Source organism: Erwinia plantamica, from assembly GCF_043420595.1.
Lineage (GTDB): Bacteria > Pseudomonadota > Gammaproteobacteria > Enterobacterales > Enterobacteriaceae > Erwinia > Erwinia aeris.
This window is the reverse complement of record NZ_JBGCUC010000014.1, coordinates 67,991-89,693: the sequence shown is the minus strand read 5'-3', so window position 1 is coordinate 89,693 and position 21,703 is coordinate 67,991. Positions and strand designations below refer to the sequence as shown.

Annotated in this window: 18 protein-coding genes; 9 read left to right on the top strand and 9 right to left on the bottom strand. The window is 58.6% G+C overall.

Translation table 11 applies throughout. From position 1 onward, the window contains the following. Positions 1-56: 56 nt before the first annotated feature. Entirely contained in the window at positions 57-1,334 is a 1,278-nt protein-coding gene (gene uraA, locus AB3U87_RS15475) for a uracil permease (protein ID WP_253459394.1), read from the bottom strand. Between the two features lie 177 nt (positions 1,335-1,511). Next, entirely contained in the window at positions 1,512-2,138 is a 627-nt protein-coding gene (gene upp / locus AB3U87_RS15470) for a uracil phosphoribosyltransferase (RefSeq protein ID WP_125289554.1), read from the bottom strand. Positions 2,139-2,379: 241 nt separating this feature from the next. Between upp and purM the strand changes: the two genes are divergently transcribed. Then, entirely contained in the window at positions 2,380-3,420 is a 1,041-nt protein-coding gene (gene purM, locus AB3U87_RS15465) for a phosphoribosylformylglycinamidine cyclo-ligase (protein WP_253459391.1), read from the top strand. Then, a complete protein-coding gene (gene purN, locus AB3U87_RS15460; RefSeq protein WP_253459388.1) occupies positions 3,417-4,055 on the top strand; it encodes a phosphoribosylglycinamide formyltransferase in 639 nt (212 codons plus the stop codon). Before purM ends, purN begins: the two co-directional genes overlap by 4 nt. 28 nt (positions 4,056-4,083) lie before the next feature. On the opposite strand, the gene pstB is transcribed toward purN, so the two are convergent. From pstB to AB3U87_RS15445, 3 genes are read right to left on the bottom strand one after another with little or no spacing between them, the layout of a single operon-like run. Then, positions 4,084-4,851, bottom strand: a complete 768-nt coding sequence (gene pstB / locus AB3U87_RS15455) for a phosphate ABC transporter ATP-binding protein PstB (RefSeq protein ID WP_301252009.1) — start codon at positions 4,849-4,851, stop codon at positions 4,084-4,086. Positions 4,852-4,865: 14 nt separating this feature from the next. Then, a complete protein-coding gene (gene pstA, locus AB3U87_RS15450; protein WP_394149641.1) occupies positions 4,866-6,503 on the bottom strand; it encodes a phosphate ABC transporter permease PstA in 1,638 nt (545 codons plus the stop codon). Further along, complete coding sequence (locus AB3U87_RS15445) at positions 6,500-8,623, bottom strand: ABC transporter permease subunit (protein ID WP_394149639.1); 2,124 nt, start codon at positions 8,621-8,623, stop codon at positions 6,500-6,502. Before AB3U87_RS15445 ends, pstA begins: the two co-directional genes overlap by 4 nt. 157 nt (positions 8,624-8,780) lie before the next feature. Between AB3U87_RS15445 and ppk1 the strand changes: the two genes are divergently transcribed. The 3 genes from ppk1 to tehB are packed head-to-tail and all read left to right on the top strand — an operon-like array spanning position 8,781 to position 12,969. Continuing rightward, positions 8,781-10,841 (top strand): polyphosphate kinase 1, encoded by a 2,061-nt coding sequence (gene ppk1, locus AB3U87_RS15440; RefSeq protein ID WP_253459378.1) that lies wholly within the window; start codon positions 8,781-8,783, stop codon positions 10,839-10,841. Between the two features lie 5 nt (positions 10,842-10,846). Continuing rightward, positions 10,847-12,376 (top strand): exopolyphosphatase, encoded by a 1,530-nt coding sequence (gene ppx, locus AB3U87_RS15435; RefSeq protein ID WP_253459376.1) that lies wholly within the window; start codon positions 10,847-10,849, stop codon positions 12,374-12,376. Next, a complete protein-coding gene (gene tehB / locus AB3U87_RS15430; protein WP_301730796.1) occupies positions 12,373-12,969 on the top strand; it encodes a tellurite resistance methyltransferase TehB in 597 nt (198 codons plus the stop codon). The genes ppx and tehB overlap by 4 nt, the downstream gene beginning before the upstream one ends. 3 nt (positions 12,970-12,972) lie before the next feature. Here tehB and AB3U87_RS15425 read toward each other — a convergent pair whose 3' ends face one another. Next, complete coding sequence (locus AB3U87_RS15425) at positions 12,973-15,219, bottom strand: sensor domain-containing phosphodiesterase (RefSeq protein WP_394149636.1); 2,247 nt, start codon at positions 15,217-15,219, stop codon at positions 12,973-12,975. Between the two features lie 287 nt (positions 15,220-15,506). On the opposite strand from AB3U87_RS15425, the gene AB3U87_RS15420 reads away from it, so the two are divergent. Together AB3U87_RS15420 and mgtE are read left to right on the top strand one after the other, a co-directional pair. Next, entirely contained in the window at positions 15,507-15,683 is a 177-nt protein-coding gene (locus AB3U87_RS15420) for a YfgG family protein (RefSeq protein ID WP_125289545.1), read from the top strand. Between the two features lie 101 nt (positions 15,684-15,784). Further along, positions 15,785-17,224, top strand: a complete 1,440-nt coding sequence (mgtE, locus tag AB3U87_RS15415; RefSeq protein WP_125289544.1) for a magnesium transporter — start codon at positions 15,785-15,787, stop codon at positions 17,222-17,224. A gap of 130 nt (positions 17,225-17,354) precedes the next feature. Here mgtE and AB3U87_RS15410 read toward each other — a convergent pair whose 3' ends face one another. The 3 genes from AB3U87_RS15410 to AB3U87_RS15400 form a co-directional block, all read right to left on the bottom strand. Next, a complete protein-coding gene (locus AB3U87_RS15410) occupies positions 17,355-18,119 on the bottom strand; it encodes an NADPH-dependent F420 reductase (RefSeq protein WP_301252014.1) in 765 nt (254 codons plus the stop codon). A 112-nt stretch (positions 18,120-18,231) separates the two neighbouring features. Continuing rightward, positions 18,232-18,966 (bottom strand): NADPH-dependent F420 reductase, encoded by a 735-nt coding sequence (locus AB3U87_RS15405; RefSeq protein ID WP_370734369.1) that lies wholly within the window; start codon positions 18,964-18,966, stop codon positions 18,232-18,234. A gap of 24 nt (positions 18,967-18,990) precedes the next feature. Next, positions 18,991-19,347 carry a MarR family winged helix-turn-helix transcriptional regulator gene (locus AB3U87_RS15400; protein WP_253459366.1) on the bottom strand — a complete coding sequence of 119 codons (357 nt, stop codon included), beginning with the start codon at positions 19,345-19,347 and terminating at the stop codon, positions 18,991-18,993. 429 nt (positions 19,348-19,776) lie between these two features. Between AB3U87_RS15400 and AB3U87_RS15395 the strand changes: the two genes are divergently transcribed. Continuing rightward, the gene (locus AB3U87_RS15395) at positions 19,777-20,553 is read left to right on the top strand and encodes an MBL fold metallo-hydrolase (protein WP_301730799.1); all 777 of its coding nucleotides are present in this window, start codon (positions 19,777-19,779) and stop codon (positions 20,551-20,553) included. A 57-nt stretch (positions 20,554-20,610) separates the two neighbouring features. Then, positions 20,611-21,573, top strand: a complete 963-nt coding sequence (locus tag AB3U87_RS15390; protein WP_394149633.1) for a GlxA family transcriptional regulator — start codon at positions 20,611-20,613, stop codon at positions 21,571-21,573. Positions 21,574-21,703 lie beyond the last annotated feature (130 nt).

Sequence of the window (21,703 nt, the reverse complement as noted above, 5' to 3'; positions counted from 1 at the left end):
TTTATCACAGTTCTTTAAGGATTATGAAACGGGCAGCGCCGCTGCCCGTCAGATCTTTACTCGCGATCCTGCGGATCCAGAATGACCTCTTCCGGGCGGATCAGCGTAATCAGCCGGAAGATCAGGCTCAGCCCGATGCCGACGATAGTCGCCAGCGCCATGCCTTTCAGCTCTGCCGCGCCAATATGCACCGTGGCGCCGCTGACGCCGATGATCAGGATCACCGAGGTCAGGATCAGGTTCTGCGCCTTGTTGTAATCCACTTTGGATTCAATCAGCACGCGGATACCGGAAGCGCCAATCACGCCGTACAGCAGCAGCGACACGCCGCCCATCACCGGCACCGGCACCGCCTGGATCGCGGCGGCCAGCTTGCCAACGCAGGAAAGCAGAATGGCAAGAATAGCCGCGCCGCCAATCACCCAGGTGCTGTAAACGCGGGTAATTGCCATCACGCCAATATTTTCGCCATAGGTGGTGTTAGGCGTAGAGCCGAACAGGCCGGAAAAAATCGTCGAGACGCCGTTGGCAAACATCGAGCGATGCAGGCCGGGATCTTTCAGCAGGTCTTTTTTAACGATGTTCGCCGTAACCACCAGATGCCCGACATGCTCGGCGATCACCACCAGCGCCGCAGGCAGAATGGTCAGCATTGCCGCCCACTCGAAGCGCGGCGTGTAGAAGGTCGGCAGCGCAAACCACGGTGCCGCTTCAACCGATGACCAGTTTACGATGCCCATAAACCAGGAAAGCGCATAGCCGACCAGCACGCCGATCAGGATAGGGATAATCGCCAGAAAGCCGCGGAACAGCACCGAGCCGAAAACGGTCACCGCCAGCGTCACCATGGAAATCAGAATGGTTTTGCCGTCGACCGCCGCGCCGTTAGCCGGCAGCAGGCCGGCCATATTCGCCGCCACGCCGGCCAGCTCCAGCCCGATGACCGCCACGATAGCGCCCATCGCAGCCGGTGGAAACATCACATCCAGCCAGCCCGTTCCGGCTTTTTTCACAATCAGCGCCACCAGGCAGAACAGCACGCCGCAAAGGATAAAGCCGCCCAGCGCCACCTCGTAGCCCAGCGGCAGCAGCAGCAGCACCGGCGAAATAAAGGCAAAGCTGGAGCCCAGATAGGCCGGGATTTTCCCTTTACAGATAAAAAGGTACAGCAGCGTGCCGATGCCGTTAAACAGCAGCACGGTGGCCGGATTGATATGAAACAGGATAGGCACCAGCACCGTCGCGCCAAACATGGCGAACAGATGCTGGAAGCTGAGTGGGATGGTTTGCAGCAGCGGTGGCCGCTCGCTTACGCCGATAGCGCGACGCGTCATGGTGAGTTACCCCTTATTTTTCACAATAAAAAACCGACTCTCTGGTCGGCTTGATCGCTGGCAGTCATGATAAAACGCGGGTTGCAGGCCGATGCCCGGCGCGGCCGTTGGGCAACGCGCGGCGATGCCGGACGCTGTCCGGCCCCGGACGGGCGGATAAAAAGGCCTGCGGCTTTATCATTTCGTACCGAAGATCTTGTCGCCCGCGTCGCCAAGGCCCGGAATGATATAGCCTTTTTCGTTCAGTCCCTGATCGACGGAGGCGGTATACAGCTCCACGTCCGGATGCGCTTTTTCCAGCGCCGCGATGCCTTCCGGCGCGGCAACCAGCACCAGCACTTTAATACTGCTGCAGCCCGCTTTCTTCAGCAGGTCGATAGTGGCGATCATCGAGCCGCCGGTCGCCAGCATAGGGTCAACCACCAGCGCCATGCGCTCTTCGATATTGGAAACCAGCTTTTGAAAATAAGGCACCGGCTCCAGCGTCTCTTCGTCGCGATACACGCCCACGACGCTGATGCGCGCGCTGGGCACGTGCTCCAGCACGCCTTCCATCATGCCCAGGCCGGCACGCAGGATAGGCACAACGGTAATTTTTTTGCCTTTGATCTGGTCGATTTCTACCGGGCCGTTCCAGCCTTCGATAGTGACCTTTTCCGTTTCTAAATCCGATGTGGCTTCATAAGTCAGCAGACTTCCCACCTCCGAGGCGAGTTCACGAAAACGTTTGGTGCTGACGTCCTGTTCACGCATCAGACCCAGTTTATGTTTGACCAGCGGGTGTTTGACTTCCACGATCTTCATTGTTTTACTCCCGGAGTGTATGGCTGCAAAAAAAAATCGCGAGATTATAGCGCCATTTAGCAGCCAGTACCTATTACTTAATCCGACTTCTGCCGGATCCCTGCCATCCCCTTAAGGATTAGCGCAAAGTGAGCGCGGCGCAATGGTGGCGAAGATGAGGCTCGCAAACGTTTGCCTGCGCTGTTAGAATTGCCGCGCTTTATTACCAACCACCAACCGCAAACCGCGTGGGGATTTCGCAGTGACCGACAAAACCTCTCTCAGCTATAAAGACGCCGGTGTAGATATCGATGCTGGCAATGCTTTAGTCGACCGTATCAAAGGCGTAGTGAAAAAGACTCGTCGCCCGGAAGTGATGGGCGGACTGGGCGGTTTCGGTGCGCTTTGTGCGCTGCCGCAAAAATACCGTGAACCGGTTCTGGTTTCCGGCACTGACGGCGTCGGCACCAAGCTGCGTCTGGCCATGGACCTGAAGCGCCACGATGCCATCGGTATCGACCTGGTTGCGATGTGCGTGAACGATTTGGTGGTCCAGGGCGCCGAGCCGCTGTTCTTCCTTGATTACTACGCCACCGGTAAGCTGGATGTGGAGACGGCCGCCAGCGTGATTACCGGTATTGCAGAAGGCTGCTTACAGTCCGGCTGCGCGCTGGTCGGCGGCGAAACGGCTGAAATGCCCGGCATGTATCACGGCGAAGATTACGACGTGGCGGGCTTCTGCGTTGGCGTGGTGGAAAAGTCGGAAATTATCGACGGCAGCAAAGTCAAAGACGGCGACGTGCTGATTGCGCTGGGTTCAAGCGGCCCGCACTCCAACGGCTATTCGCTGGTGCGCAAAATTCTGGCGTTCAGCAATACCGACCCGGAAACCACCCTGCTTGAAGGCAAGCCGCTGGCGGATCATCTGCTGGAGCCAACCCGCATTTACGTTAAAAATATTCTCAGCCTGATTGAGCAGGTTGACGTCCACGCTATCGCCCACCTGACCGGCGGCGGCTTCTGGGAAAACATCCCGCGCGTGCTGCCGGACAACACCCAGGCGGTGCTGTCGGAGTCAAGCTGGCAGTGGCCTGCCGTGTTCGGCTGGATGCAGGAAGCGGGCAACGTCAGCCGCTTTGAAATGTATCGCACCTTTAACTGCGGCGTCGGCATGGTGATTGCGCTGGACGCCAGCGAAGCGGATAAAGCGGTAGAGCTGATGACCGCCGCCGGCGAAAAAGCCTGGAAGATTGGCGTGATTAAAGCCTCCGATGCCGAAGAGCGCGTGGTGATTAACGCATGAAGCGGCTCGTCGTGCTGGTTTCCGGCCAGGGGAGCAATCTCCAGGCCATTCTGGACGCCTGCCGGCAGGGACGGATCCACGGCAGCGTTGCTGCCGTGTTCAGCAACAAAGCCGACGCTTACGGCCTGACGCGCGCGCGCGAGGCGGGCGTGCCCGCTCATGCGCTGGCGGCCGCGCAGTTTGCCGATCGCGACGCCTTCGATCGCCAGCTGATGCTGGAAATTGACGCCTACGCGCCCGACCTGGTGATCCTGGCAGGCTATATGCGTATTCTGAGTGCGGATTTCGTGGCGCGCTACGCGGGCAGGATGCTGAATATCCACCCTTCCCTGCTGCCGAAATATCCTGGCCTGCACACGCATCGCCAGGCGATTGAAAACGGCGACGAAGAGCACGGCACCTCGGTGCATTTCGTTACCGAAGAGCTGGACGGTGGCCCGGTGATCCTTCAGGCCAAAGTACCGGTTTTTTCCGGAGATACGATCGATGAGGTCGCGGCGCGCGTGCAGCATCAGGAGCACGCTATTTATCCGCTGGTGGTCGGCTGGTTTGCGGATGGCCGCCTGAAAATGCAGGACGGCGCGGCCTGGCTGGACGGCGAGCAACTGCCGCCGGAAGGCTACGCCTGGGGCTAAAAGGGAAACCGGCGTTTCCCTTTTTTATTCAGCCATAGCGTCCCGTAATATAATCCTCTGTGCGTCGCTGGCGCGGCGCGGTAAAAATCCTGTCCGTTTCATCAAACTCCACCACGCTGCCGTGATGCATAAACGCGGTATAGTCGGATACGCGCGCGGCCTGCTGCATATTATGCGTGACCAGCACCAGCGTGAAATGCTGTTTCAGCGTGCTCATCAGTTCTTCAATCACCAGCGTGGAGATCGGATCGAGCGCCGAGGTCGGCTCGTCCAGCAGCAAAATTTCCGGTTCGATGGCGATGGCTCTGGCGATCACCAGCCGCTGCTGCTGGCCGCTGGAGAGCGTTAAGGCATTCTGCCAGAGGTTGTTTTTTACCTCTGACCAGAGCGCCGCCGCGCGCAGCGCGCTTTCCACCGCCTCGTCCAGCACGCGCCTGTCGCGTACGCCCTGAAGACGCAGCCCGTACACCACGTTTTCATAGATGGTTTTGGGGAACGGGTTTGGCCGCTGAAAAACCATGCCGACCCTTCTGCGCAGCGCCGCGAGATCCTCATTGCCGCCCAGAATCGACTGCTGCTGCAGGCGGATATCGCCCGTAACCCGACAGCCGTCAATCAGATCGTTCATGCGGTTAAAGCAGCGCAGCAGCGTCGATTTACCGCAGCCCGACGGGCCAATCAGCGCGGTAATGCGGTTTTTGGGCACGCGCAGATCGATTGCCTTCAGCGCCTGTTTCTCGCCATACCACAGCGAAAGGTTCTCCACCTCCAGCGCGGTGTCCTGCTCGTTTGGCATTACGCTCTTCTCCATTAATTAATCAGCGCGCGGTAGCGTTCGCGCAGCCGGTGGCGCAGCGCCATCGCCAGCAGGTTCAGCGCCAGAATAATCAGCACCAGCAGCAGCGCCGTGGCGAAAACCAGCGGCCTGTCCGCCTGCGCGTGGGGATTCTGAAACGCCAGATCGTAGATTTGGAAGCCAAGATGCATAAATTTGCGGTCAAGATGCAGATAGGGAAAAACCGCATCCACCGGCAGCTCCGGCACCATTTTCACCACGCCAACCAGCATCAGCGGCGCGGTTTCGCCTGCCGCTCGCGCCACCGCCAGGATCAGCCCGGTCAGCATCGCCGGGATCGACAGCGGCAAAACCACATGCCACAGCGTTTCCGCCTGGGTTGCGCCCAGCGCCAGCGATCCCTGCCGCAGCGTCTGCGGAATGCGCGACAGCCCCTCTTCCGTGGCGACAATCACCACCGGCAGCGTCAGCAGCGCCAGCGTCAGCGACGCCCAGAGCAGGCCCGGCGTGCCGAAAGTGGGATCGGGCAACGCGTGCGCGAAGAACAGCCGATCCAGGCTGCCGCCGACCAGCCAGACAAAAAAGCCCAGCCCGAACACGCCGTAAACGATGGAGGGCACGCCAGCAAGATTGACTACCGCGATGCGCACAAGACGCGTAAGAAAACCGTTGCCGGCATACTCATGCAGCCAGATCGCCGCCACCACGCCAAGCGGCATCACCACCACGGACATCAGCAGCACCATTAAAATCGTGCCGAAAATAGCCGGAAATACGCCATCTTCGCCCAGGCTGCCGCCGGAAGCGCCGCTGACAAAATGCCACAGCTGCGAGCCAAAATGGCGCCACTTTTCGCCGTAGCTCATGGCGTTGGGATACCAGGCCGCCAGGATCTGCGTCAGCGGAATAAGATGCTGCGATCCCGTGACGTCGCGCAGCACCAGCACGGTGCCTTCGTTCTCCTGGCTCAGTCCGGTCAGCGCCTGCGCCTGCTGGCGAAACTGCCGCTGAAGCTCGGCGCTGTCCGCCTGCCAGATGCTCTGCGCCTGCGGCGTATAGCGCTGCTCCTGCTCCAGGCGCTGCCGTTTACGATCCAGCTGCTCCATTTCGCTGTTCAGCCGCGCCAGCGCCACATGGCGAATTTTTTCTGCCTGCCGCTGGCGCTGCCGCGTCTCTTTAATCCGCTGCTGTAGCACGCGCATCATATCGGCAGCCACCAGCGGCCTTCCGTTTTCGCGCAGGCCGTCAAACCAGCCGTAGGCCATACCGCCGACGCGACGTTGCAGGGCGATAACGTTGCCTGGCCGCTCCGTCGCGATAATATCGCTGCTGAGCAGGCTGTGAAAATCACTGTCGCTGAAGTCGCGGTTGCCGGTTTTAATCAGGTAACGCGTCACGTGTTCCGGCAGATTATCCGGCAGCGGCGCGCCGCTGGCCTCGAGACGCTCGCGCGAGACGCCCTGAGAGCTGGCGATTTCACCCAGCGTCTGCGGCGCATGATCCACCGTAAACAGCGTCACCGGCTGCGGCCAGAAGTAGCGCATGGCCGACCAGCCGAGCAGCGCGATCAGCAACAGAAACGCCAACAGGCTCAGCGCCACCGCGCCGCCGGTCAGCCATCGCCAGCGATGATTGCGGCTAACGGCGCTCATCCCTGCATTTCCTGCTGGCTGAAGCGCTGACGCAACCGCTGACGCACCAGCTCCGCCAGGGTGTTGACCACCAGCGTAAAGACCAGCAGCACCAGCGCGCTCAGAAACAGCACCCGATAATGGCCGCTGCCTGCAGCGGCTTCCGGCATTTCTATCGCCACGTTAGCGGAGAGCGTGCGTACGCCCTGTAACAATCCGCCTTCCGTCACCGGCGTGTTGCCCGTTGCCATCAGCACGATCATGGTTTCTCCTATCGCCCGGCCAAAGCCGATCATCAGCGCCGCAAAAATACCGGCGGACGCGCCCGGCAGCACGACGCGCGTTAAGGTTTGCCACTGCGTCGCGCCCAGCGCCAGCGATCCCTGCCCCAGCGACGGCGGCACGCTGAAAATGGCGTCCTCGGCCAGGGTGAAGATCAGCGGCACCAGCGCAAAGCCCATCGCCACGCTGGCGATCAGCAGGTTACGCTGCTGATAGCCGCCGCACAGGCTGTCGGCCAGGCTGACGCCCAGCACGCGATGTTCCAGCATCGGCAGCAGCCAGAGGCAGCCCAGCGTCACCAGCAGCAGCACCGGCAGTAAAATCCAGATTTCACGCCCTTCGTCGCACAGCCGCCTGCGCCATTTTTCCGGCAGCCGTTGTGAAACGTGGCTGCACAGCAGCAGCGCGGCGGCCAGCGCCAGCGGCCACAGCAGCACGCCCGCCAGGCGATCCGCCAGCTGCGGCGCCAGCCACAGCCCGGCAATCAGCCCGATCACCACGCTGGGCAGCGCGCCCATCATCTCTATCGCCGGTTTTACCCAGCGACGCAGCGCGGGCGCCATAAACCAGGCCGTATACATAGCGGCGGCCAGCGCCAGCGGCGTGGCGAACAGCATCGCCAGTCCCGCCGCCTTCAGCGTGCCGACCACCATTGGCACCAGGCTGAACTTGCCCTGGTAATCGTCGTTGGCCGACGTGGACTGCCAGACGTAGTCCGCCTGCGGATAGTGCTCATACCAGACTTTTTGCCACAGGTTGCGCCAGCTGATATCCGGCCAGGGGTTGCTGAGGTGATAATGCTGCCAGCTGCCCTGTCGCTCCACCAGCAGCCCGTCGCCGCGCGGCGCAAAGGCCGCGTTCAGCACGCCGGGATCGAGCTGGCTGCGCAGCACCACGCCTTCCTGCTTGCTGGCGAACAGCTTAAATTCGCCCGCCGGGTTTAAGGTAGCGAACACGCGGCGATGCGCCTCGCTTAACAGCAGAGGCTGGTTGCTGGCGTGATGGAAAGCACGGATAGCGTTCAGATGCGGGCCGGTCGCGCTGGCGATATCAAACCACTGTGTGATGCTGTCGTGGTTAGCCATCAGCAGCGTGCTGCCCCCGCTGAGCTGGGCCAGCCGTTCCGGCTGTTGCAGTAAGGTGTGGGATTCGCGCAGCGTCAGACCGCCGTCGGTGATGCGCCAGACGCGCAGGCTGTTTTTGGCAAGGCCGTACAGCAGCCGTCCATCGGGCGAAATCATCAGCTGGCTGACGTCCGGCACGCTGACGCTGAAGCTTGCCGTCGCCTGTAGCGGCTGAAAGCGGTAAAGCGTGATCTGCGTGGCGCTGGCCTCGGCCACCAGCCAGCGGTTTTCCGCCGTCTGCGCCAGCGCAATAACCTTCGCGTCGGGATTGCCGCCCAGCGGCTGGTCGCCCAGCGGAAACTTCCAGCGCGGCTCCGCTTCGCTGAAGTCGGGCTGCACCAGCGTCAGGCCGGCGGCGCTTTTCAGCAGGACGCTGTCGTTATCCGTCGCAACGGCGACGCGGCCCTGCGCCAGCCATAGCGCAGGCACTTTCGACTGATTCATCAGCGAAAGGAATTCCGCCCTGCCCTGCGCGTCAATACGCCATCCCCACTGCTGCTGCGCGTCCATGCCCATTGCTACGGCCGGCTGGTCCTGATCCAGCGCAATGCGGCTAACGCTGCTGAGCGTCGGCGACGAAAAAAGCGGCACCACCACCCAGATCAGCCAGACGAACAGCAGCAGCATCACCAGCAAAATCGCCAGTCCGCAGGCCATCACCACGCGTCGGGTCAGCCGATCGATAAACTGCCGCCGCCGATCGTTATAATGTGCAGGAATGGGAATTGGGTTCATGCCAGTCTTCGCTATAAAATGCGCTTAAGCGCCTTATGTTGCCCGTATGTGGCTAATAAGACAATCGGGATTCGCCATAGACAGGGCTGTCATACTCTCGTCATAATGCCCCGAGACAATGCCTGGTTTTTTACAGGATCTGTGGAACGGAGTAAAAATGGGTCAGGAAAAGCTTTATATAGAGAAAGAACTAAGCTGGTTATCCTTTAATGAGCGCGTTTTACAGGAAGCGGCGGACAAATCCAATCCCCTGATTGAACGGATGCGGTTTTTGGGCATCTACTCCAATAATCTGGAAGAGTTTTATAAAGTCCGCTTCGCCGATCTGAAACGCCGCATTTTGATTGGGGAAGAACAGGGTTCGCCCGACACGCCGCGCCATCTGCTGAAAAAAATCCAGGCGCGCGTGCTGAAAGCCGATCAGGAATTTGACGGGTTGTATAACGATCTGCTGCTGGAAATGGCGCGCAACCAAATTTTTCTGATCAACGAACGTCAGCTCTCTCCCAATCAGCAAAGCTGGCTGCGGCACTATTTTAAACACGAGCTGCGGCAGCACATTACGCCGATCCTGGTTTATCCCGACACCGATCTGATTGAGTTTCTGAAAGACGATTACACCTATCTGGCGGTAGAGATTATTCGCGGCGAAAAGATTGACTATGCGCTGCTGGAGATCCCGTCTGATAAGGTGCCGCGCTTTGTCAACCTGCCGCCGGAAACACCGCGCCGCCGCAAACCGATGATCCTGCTGGATAACATTCTGCGCTACTGTCTGGGCGATATCTTCCGCGGCTTTTTTGATTACGATGCGCTGAACGCCTATTCGATGAAGATGACCCGCGATGCGGAATATGACCTGGTCACCGAAATGGAGTCCAGCCTGCTGGAGCTGATGTCTTCCAGCCTGAAGCAGCGCCTGACCGCCGAGCCGGTGCGCTTTGTCTATCAGCGCGATATGCCCGACGCGATGGTGGAGATGCTCAGCAAGAAGCTGAACATCAGCAACTATGACTCCATCGTGCCCGGCGGCCGCTACCATAACTTTAAAGACTTTATCGGCTTCCCGAACGTCGGCAAGGCCAATCTGGTCAACAAACCGCTGCCGCAGCTGCGCCACATCTGGTTTGACCGCTTCCGCAACGGCTTTGACGCCATCCGCAATCGCGACGTGCTGCTTTACTATCCTTATCACACCTTTGAGCACGTGCTGGAGCTGCTGCGCCAGGCTTCTTTCGACCCTGCCGTGCTGGCGATAAAGATCAACATTTACCGCGTGGCGAAGAATTCACGCATTATCGATGCGATGATCCACGCGGCCTATAACGGTAAAAAAGTCACCGTGGTGGTGGAGCTACAGGCGCGCTTCGATGAAGAGGCGAATATTCACTGGGCGAAACGTCTGACGGAAGCGGGCGTGCACGTGATTTTCTCCGCGCCGGGCCTGAAAATTCACGCCAAGCTGTTTTTAATTTCCCGCCGTGAAAACGGCGAGATCGTCCGCTATGCCCATATCGGCACCGGCAATTTCAACGAAAAAACGGCGCGAATTTACACCGACTACTCCTTACTGACCGCAGATGCCCGCATCACCAACGAGGTCAGACGCGTCTTTAACTTTATCGAAAACCCCTATCGTCCGGTGAGTTTCGAGCACCTGATGGTGTCGCCGCAGAACTCGCGTCAGATGCTCTATCAGCTGATTGATAACGAAATAGCCAACGCGCAGAAAGGCATTCAGGCCGGCATCACGCTGAAGATCAACAATCTGGTCGATAAAGGCCTGGTGGATCGGCTTTACACCGCCTCCAGCGTCGGCGTGAAGGTTAACCTGCTGGTGCGCGGCATGTGCTCGCTGATCCCCAATCTGGAAGGCATCAGCGATAATATCCGCGTGATCAGCATTGTCGATCGCTATCTGGAGCACGATCGCGTCTATATTTTCGATAACGGCGGCGACAAAAAAGTGTTCCTCTCCTCCGCCGACTGGATGACACGCAATATCGATTACCGTATTGAAGTGGCCTGCTGCATCCTTGACCCTATTCTGAAACAGCGGGTGCTGGATATTATTGGCATCCTCTTCAGTGATACGCTTAAGGCGCGCTTCGTAGACAAAGAGCTTAGCAACCGTTACGTTCCGCGCGGCAACCGCCGTAAGGTGCGCGCGCAGCTGGCTATTTACGATTACATTAAATCTCTGGAACAACCTGACTAACCACTATGCCAATATCCCAGAAAAGTACGCCCAAACCCCAGGAATTCGCCGCCATCGACTTGGGCTCAAACAGTTTTCATATGGTGATTGCCCGCGTGGTGGACGGCGCCATGCAGGTGCTCGGCAGGTTGAAACAGCGGGTGCATCTGGCCGACGGTCTGGATCACAACAACGTGCTGGCCGAAGAGGCGATTGAACGCGGCCTGAGCTGTCTGGCGCTGTTCGCCGAGCGTTTGCAGGGCTTCAGCGCGGCCAACGTTACCATCGTCGGCACCCACACGCTGCGCCAGGCGGTGAATGCGGAAGACTTTTTACGGCGCGCGGCGGACGTCATCCCCTACCCGATTGAAGTTATTTCCGGGCAGGAAGAGGCGCGCCTGATTTTTATGGGCGTGGAGCACACCCAGCCTGAAAAAGGCCGCAAGCTGGTGATCGATATCGGCGGCGGCTCGACCGAACTGGTGATCGGTGAAGATTTCGAACCTAAACTGGTGGAAAGCCGCCGCATGGGCTGCGTCAGCTTCGCCAATCTCTATTTCCCCGGCGGCGCCATCAGCAAAGAGAATTTCCGCCGCGCGCGGCTGGCCGCCACGCAAAAGCTGGAAACGCTCTCCTGGCAGTATCGCCTGCACGGCTGGCAGTACGCGCTGGGCGCGTCCGGCACCATCAAAGCCACGGTGGAAGTGCTCCAGGCGATGGGCGAGAAAGACAAGCTGATTACGCCAGAGCGGCTGGAGAGTCTTTATGACGAGGTGATTAAGCATAAGTCTTTCGACAGCCTGAGCCTGCCGGGCCTTTCCGACGAGCGTAAGGTGGTGTTTGTGCCGGGCCTGGCTATTCTCTGCGGCGTCTTTGACGCGCTGGCTATCCGCGAGCTTCGGCTTTCCGACGGCGCGCTGCGCGAAGGCGTGCTTTATGAGATGGAGGGCCGCTTCCGCCATCAGGATATTCGCAGCCGTACCGCGCAGAGCATGGCGAACCACTACGCCATCGACAGCGACCAGGCCCGGCGCGTGCTGGACACCACCGAACAGCTCTACGTCCAGTGGCGGGATCAAAATCCTAAGCAGGCGAATCCGCAGCTGGCCGCGCTGCTGAAATGGGCGGCGATGCTGCATGAGGTGGGGCTGACCATCAACCATAGCGGCCTGCATCGCCATTCGTCCTATATCCTGCAAAACACCAATATGCCGGGCTTTAATCAGGATCAGCAAACGCTGCTGGCGACGCTGGTACGCTGGCATCGCAAAGCGGTGAAGGTGGACGAGCTGCCGCGCCTGACGCTGTACAAGAAAAAGCAGTTTCTGCCGCTGGTGTTTCTGCTGCGGCTGGGCACGCTGCTGAACAATCAGCGCCAGGCGACTTCGACGCCCGATTCGCTGCTGCTGGAGACGGACGACGGCCACTGGACGCTGACCTTCCCCCGCGATTACTTTAGCCAGAACAATCTGGTTCAGCTCGATCTGGAACGCGAACAGAGCTACTGGAAAGAGGTGACCGGCTGGCAGCTGACGATCAAAGAGTCCGATGAATGAACCAGAAGCCCGACCATTACTACACCGAAAAGTATCAGCTTACCGCCCCGCACTCTGAAGTGGTGGCGGCCGTTAGTCAGATAGCGCCCGGCGGTCGGGCGCTCGATCTGGGCTGCGGCAGCGGGCGGAATTCGCTTTATCTCCATCTGAAGGGATTTGAGGTAACCGCCTGGGATCGCAATCCGGCGCGTCTTGAGCAAATTATTGCGGAAGAGCAGCTGAGCGGCATTCACACGGCGGTTAAAGATCTTAATAACGTGAGGTTTAACGGCGCTTACGAGCTGGTGCTCTCTACCGTGGTGATGATGTTTTTACAGCCGGAAGCCATCCCGCAGCTGATTGCCGATATGCAGGCCAGCACGGTACGGGGCGGCTATAACCTGATTGTCTCGGCGATGGACACGGAGGACTATCCGTGTTCGCTGTTCCCCTTCACGTTTAAATCCGGCGAGCTGAGCGAGTACTATCGCAAATGGCGGATCGTGAAATATAACGAGCATGTCGGCCAGCTGCACCGCACGGACGAGCACGGCAACCGCATTTCGCTGCGTTTCGCCACGCTGCTGGCGCAAAAAGAGCGGGTGAAAGAGTAGCGGCTAGTCGGGCAGCCTCTGCGGAGGCGCCTCGGCCTTCTCCGCCAGCGAATACAGCGGCTTTGCTTCGCCGTACAGCGCGCCCTGAAGGTAATCCACGCCCAGCTTGCGCAGCAGAGTGTCTGCCTCCTGCGTTTCCACGTCCGCCGCCACAATCTGCATTTTTTTCAGCCGGGCCATAATGCAGGTTGATTCAATGATTTGATAATCCAGGCTGTTATTAAACATATTGCGGACAAACTCGCCGTTAAGCCGCAGCATATCCGCCTCGATCTGCTTTAACAGCGCGTAGCTGCCGTAGCCGTGGCCAAAGTTGCTGATAGCGACGCGGCAACCCAGATAGCGCAGCTGGTCGATGGCCCGATAGCCACCGCCGTGCGGCGTCAGCATCGGCGACTCTTCCACGTAAAAGATCAGCTGCCACGGCTCAACGCAGTAGTCCTGCAACATCGCCTGTATCTCTTTCGCCAGCCCCGGCCTGCAGAGGCTAAGGGTGAAAAGCTCCGTCGCAATGCGGATGCCGGGCAGCCTTGTCCGATGCTGGTTGATAAAAGAGAGGATCTGGCGCAGCCGCCAGCAGTCCAGCTCCCAGGTTAAGCCGAACTCGTTGATGACCGCATAAAACTCTGTTGCCGGTACCGGTTCGCGATGGTCGTTTTCCAAAGCAAGCCAGACCGCGTGATAGTCGTCGCCGCGCACGCCGCAAATTCTCTGCGCAATCAGCTGGAAACCGTTGGATTTTAGCGCCTGCTGGATGGTATTCAGCAGCGCGATTTTTTTGCTGATGCGGTACTGCACCGGCTGCGTCATTTTCTGCTGCAGGTTCTCCGTTATGCCGCTGGTCAGCGAGAGCTCCGCCATGCCGCTCAGCTCGCCGAGCAGCTCATAAAGATGATTGACCGGCGGCAGGACGCTGCAATAGCTGACGCCGATACCGGGATGCACCGGCAGGCCGTCCCAGCTCAGGCAGTAATCTTTCAGCCGGGCCGTGATCTTTTCAATCCGCGCCAGCTGCCCGCTCCCTTCCAGCCGCATCACTAAATCGAAGCCGGGGAGCTGATAAACGTCTTCCTCCGGCTGAAGTTCAGGCTTCAAATGGGCGGCCAGGCTGCTTTTATAATGAATACGCAGGCGCAGTCCATAGATACGGCTCAGGCGATCCAGATCGGGGATAGTCAGAAAGCAGAGCGTGGAGCCGGGGCTGTTTGCCAGCGCCAGGCTCAGCGCGCGCAGATTAGGCAGGTTCATGACGGGATCGTTTAACGCCGCCGCTTTGGTTCTGGCCAGCGTGCGGCGCTGGCGCGTGGTGATAGCCGCCATCAGCAGCAGGCTAAGGCTGAACACCAGCAGGTTGGCTGAAATAACCGCCAGCTGATAAGGCCCGGTATCCGGATGAAGAAAACGATCGCGCAGCTGATAAAGCACCATCAGCAGCAGCGCCCAGAGCAGGCCGGTAAAAAGATAGCCGAAACGCATCGCTGCCCAGAGCATTAAAGGCAGCATCAGGGGCAAACCGTATTCGGTGGCCAACAGATTCTGCCGGCCAGGCGCGACCTGAAGCAGCATGGTCAACAGAAACGCCAACAGCAGCGTCCATACCACGCCTTCCGTTTTGCTGACCTCGGGTGAAAACTGCTGGCGAAGGCGAAAGATGGTCAGCCGCAGATAGCCCGGACTGCGCAGGCTGCGGACAACCAGATAGCAGACCGGCATCATAGTGACGCAAGCCAGCAGCACGGACTGAAAATTCAGCAACGTATGCAGCGAAAACGGTTCCCAGGGGAAAATCGAGCCTTTTAGCGGCACAAGGCCTGCCGTCGCCAGCCCCTGCATCATAAAAACAAACAGCGAGGGGATAAAAAAAGCCAGCCAGAACAGCCTGTTGGGCATCAGGCGCAGCTCGCCATAGCTGACGCCCCAGCGCCGTTTCACCTGAAGCCGGTAGCCGCTCCAGCCGCTTAACAGCACCAACAGCCAGGTGGCGGCGATCGCCGCCGCAGGCCCGGGCGCGTAGCGGTTAAAATAGTAGAGGCTCAGCCCTGTTGCTATCCCCGGAAAAGCCTTCCAGTCATACACCAGCAGCATCGCTATGATCATAGCCAGCGGCAGATAGATCAGATAAACGTAGCCATCCAGCATCCAAAGGCGCACCGAAAGCTGCGTGGTGAGCGGCATCAGAATAGCCGGCAGAATAAGGGCAAGCCCCCAGGGGCTTTGACGGAAGCGGTTAAGGCGGGCCGTGATGATCATGATACTCGCTGGATAACAGGGCGATCACGCCCGAACAGGATAGGCCGGAGCAGACCGACGCTGGCGTATCCGCAATACTATGCATATTCCTCCGGCTAAAATTGATCTTCATCATTTTCAGTGCTTTTCTCTGCCAGAATCTCGCTGCCGTCAGGGAAGCTGAGAGGTAAACCCGCCGCGCCGCGCGTCTGAACAAAGCCCTCTCCTTCGGGCGATCGGCATTGACCTGGCGGCCGCGCTGTGTCTAAATTGTGCAATTGCCTACGGGCTAACTTCAGGAAACTTGCGTGAACCGCGCCATGCCATTCAGAAAACAGCGTAAAACAAGCCGTATGACCCGGATCGTTTTGCTGGTCAGCTTTATTATCCTGGCAGCACGCCTGCTTTATGTGCTGCCCGGGGCTATCGAACACCACAAACAAAAACAGCAGGAAACGACGGTCTCTGCCCCCGGCGCTAAATAGCGGCCTGGCCGCCTGAAAAAGTGCAACTTATTCCGTTCATCCGCCCAAATTAAGCAATACTTACTTCTTTGTCCGCTTTTGCCAGACACAAGGGAATTTTTATGTCTGTAGCTCAGTCACATGCTCAGCAGCTTGCTGAAATCCGTAACCGTATACTTAATCTTCTGCTCAACGACAACGACCTCGTGGATACGCTGCTCCGCAAACCGCTGAAACAAAGCGAAGCGGAAGCTGCAGCGCATCAGGAGCAGGTGCAGGAGCTGAGAGACTACCTGCCGCTGCTGCACGCGGCGGATATCGCCGACCTGCTGGAAGCGCTGCCGGAAGAGGAACGCCAGGCGCTCTGGCAGCTGGTCGGTACCAACCGACGCGGCGAAGTGCTGGTCGAAGCGTCTGAAAACGTCTGGGAAAGCCTGATCGAGGAGATGAGCGATCGCGATCTGCTCCAGGCGATCGAACCGCTGGATATTGATGAACAGGTTTATCTCGCCAAGTATTTATCGCGTGATTTAACGGGCCGGCTGCTGACCTCGCTCGATCCGGCGCAGCGTTCACGCGTGCTGGAAGTGATGGATTTCGACCGCGACCGCGTCGGGCGCATCATGGATTTTAAGCTGGTTACCGTACCGGCCGACATCAAGCTTGCAACCGTACAGCGCTATCTGCGACGGAAGAAAGTGATGCCGGAAGGCACCGATAAGCTTTTTATTACCGACGAAAACAATATGCTGCTGGGCGAGCTGACGCTGATGGATATTCTGCTGAACAAGCCCGGCAAGCGGGTTTTCGAGGTGATGAACGACAGGCCGGTAACCTTTCGGCTGGATGACAAGGCTGAAGACGCGGCGGGCGCATTTGAGCGTTACGATCTGATCTCTGCCGCCGTTATCGATGCCAAAGGCAAGCTGATGGGGCGCGTCACCATCGAAGACGTTATCGACCTGGTTAACGAGGCGAACGACAGCAATATTCGTAAGATGGGCGGCGTAAACCCTGACGAGGACGTTTTTGCCCCGGTCAGGAAAGCGGTACGCACTCGCTGGACATGGCTGGCGGTTAACCTCTGTACAGCCTTTGTCGCCTCACGCGTGATCGGCCTGTTTGAGGATACGATTTCCCAGCTGGTGGCGCTGGCGACGCTGATGCCGATTGTAGCCGGGATCGGCGGCAATACCGGCAATCAGACCATTACCATGATCGTGCGCGCGCTGGCGCTGCATCAGGTCGAACCGGGCAACTTTTCGTTTTTGATCGCGCGCGAACTGGGCGTGGCATTGATTAACGGTCTTTGCTGGGGCGGTATTATGGGCGGCGTCACCTGGGCGATGTACGGCAATCCGGCGCTGGGCGGCGTCATGATGCTGGCGATGGTGCTGAATCTGCTGCTGGCGGCGCTGATGGGCGTCCTTATTCCGCTGATTATGACCAAACTAAAACGCGATCCGGCAGTCGGCTCCAGCGTTCTGATCACTGCGCTGACCGATACCGGCGGCTTTTTCATTTTCCTGGGCCTGGCGACGATTTTTTTACTGCATAAGTAACGGTATCGTCCGGGGCGCGCGCACAAAGCCTGTTCACTTTGTACCCGCGCCCCACGGCCACTCTTTTATCCTCGCCCGACATCCTCTGAAAAGACGCCACGCTGCCAGGACTTTAAGATTTGTGGTTCGCTTACCTGAAGATTATCCGCGATACCTGGACGCCAAAGTCCGCGTTCGGATTGGTAACCGAGTCGCCAGCCCGCTCCTGGAAAACAGCAACGGCAAGATCTCTTCTTTTCGGCAGACGAGAGATATCGGCCTCGGCCAACGCCGCCGGGATCTCATCATAGTGCAAATCCGTGCAGTAAACCGGCGAGCCAGGCTGCTGACGCCAGGAATCCGCCAGGCTGCCGGCGTCAAAAGCATCGAAGCCGGTATCATTCACCAGACGCATAATCAGCTGCCGACTCGCCTCATCATCGCCGGCAACCGGTATCGCAATGCGATCCGCCGCGCCTTGCGGCATGCCCTTTTCGGCAAAAGATCCCGAGCCGATGGCGTTCCAGGCTTTGATCACGGGTCGACCGATCTGCTCTGACACCCACAGGCTTTCTGGCTGGCCATTTTCGATAGCGTCGATTTTCAGATCCCGGTGCGGATAATAATTGGAGGTATCCGCCACCACAACGCCGGAAGGCAGCGCGCGAATAAGCGGCGCCACGTCCGGAATGCGGACGAGCGGAATAGAAAGGATCAGGACGTCAATATCGTTAACGGCCTCTTCTGTTCTTACCGCCTGGGCGCCCGTGGCAAGCGTTTCTGCCTCGATGGTTTCCGGCCCGCGCGAGTTGGCGACCTTCACCTGGTGCCCGGCGGCGGCCAGCTTACGGACCAGGGTTTTGCCTATATGACCTGTACCGAGAATACCGATTTTCAAAGGGGATGAAGGGTTCATGGTTCTCTCCTGTCTTATTGGCTGCCGCTCGGGGCAGCGTTCTCCAATACGGCGTGTCTTTGGCGATATCTACAGCCCGAACGCCGTGATTATTGTCATTGTGCAAACGGCGTTATGCCGTCACTGCCCGGTTGCGGGCAACGATATGCTCGTGGGTCAGCGGTTCGCTGGCAGACATAAACTCTTTCAGCAGCGCCTCGCGGTTTACGGGGGCACGTTCTTTATCTGCCGCCAGCAGCGCCTTCTTCAGCGCCGCTGCGCTAAGTTCTGTACAGTAGGCTGGCGTACCGGGCTGCTGACGCCAGGACTCCGCGAGGCTACCGGCATCCACGGCATCAAACCCGGTATCGCTGACCAGCGCCATCGCGATGCGTTTGGCTGTTTCATCATCGCCAGCGACCGGAATGGCAATCCGTTCGGTTACGCCCACAGGCATCCCCTTGTCAGCCAGGGTAGCCGCCAGCACGGCATTCCAGGCTTTAATCAGCGGCCTGCCTGCCTGCTCGCTGGCCCAAACGCTTTCCGGCTTACCTTGCGCGAGAGCGGGAATAGCATCATCCCGAAACGGATAGTAGTTAGAGGTATCGATAACCGGTACGCTGGCCGGCACGGTTTTCAACAGTTCGGCCAGACCCTGGTGAGCGGTAAAGGGCGTTGACAGGATAACGGCGTCGGCGCCTTTGACGGCCTCTTCCCGCGTCACCGCCGTTGCGCCAGCCTTGCGGGCGACCTCGGCGATGGTTTCCGGCCCCCGTGAATTTGCCAGCCTGACGCTATGGCCGCAGGCAGAGAGTTTGGCTGCCAGTGTGGCGCCGATATTTCCCGCGCCAATAATGCCGATATTCATAAATGTCTCCTGATTGCTGAGGGGTTATTCGGCTGCCGGATGGGCAAAGTCATTGAGCGTGTCGCGTAGCTGAACCAGCCCTGCTTCCGTCAGTTTGCAGGCCGATCTGATTTGATCGGTCACGGCCCACAGGGTGTCACGCAGCGCCTCTCCGCTCTCTGTCAGCGTGACCAGCACCCGACGTTCGTCTTTTGGATCGCGTCGGCGGGATACTTTCCCCGCCGCTTCCAACCGCTTCAGGAGCGGCGTAATGGTGCCCGTATCCATCCCCAGCCTGCCGCCCAAATCCCCTACCGATCGGGGCGTTCCGTTAAACAATTCCAGCATCACCAGATACTGCGGGAAGGTCAGCCCCAGCGGATCGAGGAAAGGTTTATGCATCCGGTTCATCCTGTTTGCCGCCCCGTAAAGGGCAAAGGAAAGCTCGGTGCCTATTTCCCGGCGTTGTTTGTTAATGGTCATCTCGTAATATCTGTTGGTTGATTATCTAGTGCACTAGATAATCCTGGCAGATTTTCCTGTCGCTTGCAAAAGGATCGCCAGGTAATTTGTGCGCTGTTGCTTCAGAACGGCCATAGTTGTCGCGGTATTTGCTTGATAGCAAAGGCATAGTGCGCTGGAAAGGCAGGCTGATTCAGCTGCGATCCTGATCGAAACGCCCCGGCACACCCTCACTTTCAGGTTGGCCCAATCTCATCGCTTATTGACCATCGGGCTACTCACGCCTCGCTGTTTATCCTCCCTATACTGCTTCCGTACCTGCTTAAAAGCCTTTCGCTACGCGGAAAAAGACTACAGAAGGAAGAAACGATGAAACTGACGCAAATCCGTAACGCCACGCTTATTCTTGAATATGCGGGGAAAAAATTTCTTATCGATCCTATGCTGGCGGACAAAGAAGCCTGGCCGGGCTTTCCCGGAACGGCACGTCCGCATCTGCGTAACCCGCTGGTGGCGCTGCCGGTTGCCGTGGATACCCTGCTGAACGTCGATGCGGTGATCGTGACCCATACCCATCCCGACCACTGGGACGATGCGGCGCAGCAGCTTATTCCTGACGACAAGCTTATTTTTACCCAGCACGATGCTGATGCCACGCTGATCCGCAGCCAGGGCTTTACCAACGTTCGCGTGTTGACGACGGAAAACAGCTATGAAGGCATTACTATCATTAAAACGGGCGGGCAGCACGGCAGCGATGAAGCCTATGCAAACCCGGAAATGGCTGCCATGCTGGGTGATGCCTGCGGCCTGGTGTTCCGCCACGCCGATGAAAAAGTGCTGTATATCGCCGGCGATACTATCTGGGTGAAACCCTATGAGGAAAGCCTGCAAAGCCACCGGCCGGACGTCGTGGTGCTTAATGCCGGTTTTGCTCAGGTCGACGGTTATGGCGCCATTATTATGGGCACCGAAGATATCCTGCGTACTCACCAAATGCTGCCGGAGGCGACGATCGTGGCTTCGCATCTGGAAGCCGTTAATCACTGCGTGCTGACCCGCGCGGAAATCCGTGAGTTTGCTCAGCAAAAAGGTATGCAACAGAGCGTGTGCGCGCCTGAAGATGGCGAAACGCTGGTATTCTGATGCTTTTGGGGAACCTGCTCAGTTCGGCGGGTTCCCAGCCCAGTCAGGAGAAAAAACGTGACCGTTCCTGTTGTTGCCGTGATTGCCACTGCCGGAGTCAGCACCTTTCACTTTTCCGTCCCCTGTATCGTTTTCGGCAAGGCGCTGCCCGAGCCGGATCGCTTCGATCTGCAAATCTGTGCGGAAACGCCCGGCAACGTTCTGTCCGATATTGGCCTGTTTATTAATGTAAAACACGGGCTGGCGCTGCTGGAAAAGGCCGATATTATCGTGGTGCCTTTCTGGGATCGTCCGGAAGAGAAACCCTCTCCGGCGCTGCTCAGCGCGCTAAAAGCAGCCTGGCGGCGCGGCGCAGAGGTGGTGGGATTATGTCTGGGCACCTACGTGCTGGCCTATGCAGGACTGCTGGAAAACCGACGCGCGGCTACGCACTGGGAATATGAAAAAGACTTCACGGAACGCTTCCCGCAGGTGCATCTTGATACCAACGCGCTTTATATCACTGATGAACGCCTGACCACTTCCGCCGGGACGGCTGCCGGCATCGACTGCTGCCTGAGTATCGTGCGCGATCGTTATGGCAGCGTGTTAGCCAACAAGGTCGCCAGGCGCATGGTGATGCCGCCCTATCGGGAAGGCGGACAGGCGCAGTATATCGAGCGTCCCGTCCCGGAAACCACTCGCGATAATGCGATTAACGAACTGATCGGCTATCTGCGCAGAAACCTCGAAAGACCGCACACTATCGATTCGCTGGCGGCCTTTTGCAATATGAGCCGCCGCACCCTGACCCGCCACTTTTTTGCCGCTACCGGCCTGACGCTGAGCGACTGGCTGATCAGCGAGCGGCTTCAGCGCAGCCAGGTGCTGCTGGAGTCGACGGATCACAGTATTGAGGTGGTGGCAGCCATGTCGGGATTTCAGACGCCGGTATCGTTCCGACAGAATTTTAAACACCGGTTTGCCGTCAGCCCCAGCGAATGGCGTCGGGCCTTCAGAGGGCCGGACGCGCTGCTGTAGAGAGCAGGATGCCGCTGATGAGAAGCTGTTGCGCGCGCCTGCAAAGCTCTGGTTATGGCAGCGATAACGGCGACTTTCCGCTACGCCAGCGGGTAGCCGATGGCGTTAGCAGTATGGCGCTACTCCCGCC

What these genes read in the sequence shown, in the direction of transcription:
- uraA (WP_253459394.1), bottom strand. Translation starts at nt 1,334, where the DNA reads ATGACGCGTCGCGCTATCGGCGTAAGCGAGCGGCCACCGCTGCTGCAA.
- upp (WP_125289554.1), bottom strand. Translation starts at nt 2,138, where the DNA reads ATGAAGATCGTGGAAGTCAAACACCCGCTGGTCAAACATAAACTGGGT.
- purN (WP_253459388.1), top strand. Translation starts at nt 3,417, where the DNA reads ATGAAGCGGCTCGTCGTGCTGGTTTCCGGCCAGGGGAGCAATCTCCAG.
- pstB (WP_301252009.1), bottom strand. Translation starts at nt 4,851, where the DNA reads ATGCCAAACGAGCAGGACACCGCGCTGGAGGTGGAGAACCTTTCGCTG.
- pstA (WP_394149641.1), bottom strand. Translation starts at nt 6,503, where the DNA reads ATGAGCGCCGTTAGCCGCAATCATCGCTGGCGATGGCTGACCGGCGGC.
- AB3U87_RS15445 (WP_394149639.1), bottom strand. Translation starts at nt 8,623, where the DNA reads ATGAACCCAATTCCCATTCCTGCACATTATAACGATCGGCGGCGGCAG.
- ppk1 (WP_253459378.1), top strand. Translation starts at nt 8,781, where the DNA reads ATGGGTCAGGAAAAGCTTTATATAGAGAAAGAACTAAGCTGGTTATCC.
- ppx (WP_253459376.1), top strand. Translation starts at nt 10,847, where the DNA reads ATGCCAATATCCCAGAAAAGTACGCCCAAACCCCAGGAATTCGCCGCC.
- tehB (WP_301730796.1), top strand. Translation starts at nt 12,373, where the DNA reads ATGAACCAGAAGCCCGACCATTACTACACCGAAAAGTATCAGCTTACC.
- AB3U87_RS15425 (WP_394149636.1), bottom strand. Translation starts at nt 15,219, where the DNA reads ATGATCATCACGGCCCGCCTTAACCGCTTCCGTCAAAGCCCCTGGGGG.
- mgtE (WP_125289544.1), top strand. Translation starts at nt 15,785, where the DNA reads ATGTCTGTAGCTCAGTCACATGCTCAGCAGCTTGCTGAAATCCGTAAC.
- AB3U87_RS15410 (WP_301252014.1), bottom strand. Translation starts at nt 18,119, where the DNA reads ATGAACCCTTCATCCCCTTTGAAAATCGGTATTCTCGGTACAGGTCAT.
- AB3U87_RS15405 (WP_370734369.1), bottom strand. Translation starts at nt 18,966, where the DNA reads ATGAATATCGGCATTATTGGCGCGGGAAATATCGGCGCCACACTGGCA.
- AB3U87_RS15400 (WP_253459366.1), bottom strand. Translation starts at nt 19,347, where the DNA reads ATGCATAAACCTTTCCTCGATCCGCTGGGGCTGACCTTCCCGCAGTAT.
- AB3U87_RS15395 (WP_301730799.1), top strand. Translation starts at nt 19,777, where the DNA reads ATGAAACTGACGCAAATCCGTAACGCCACGCTTATTCTTGAATATGCG.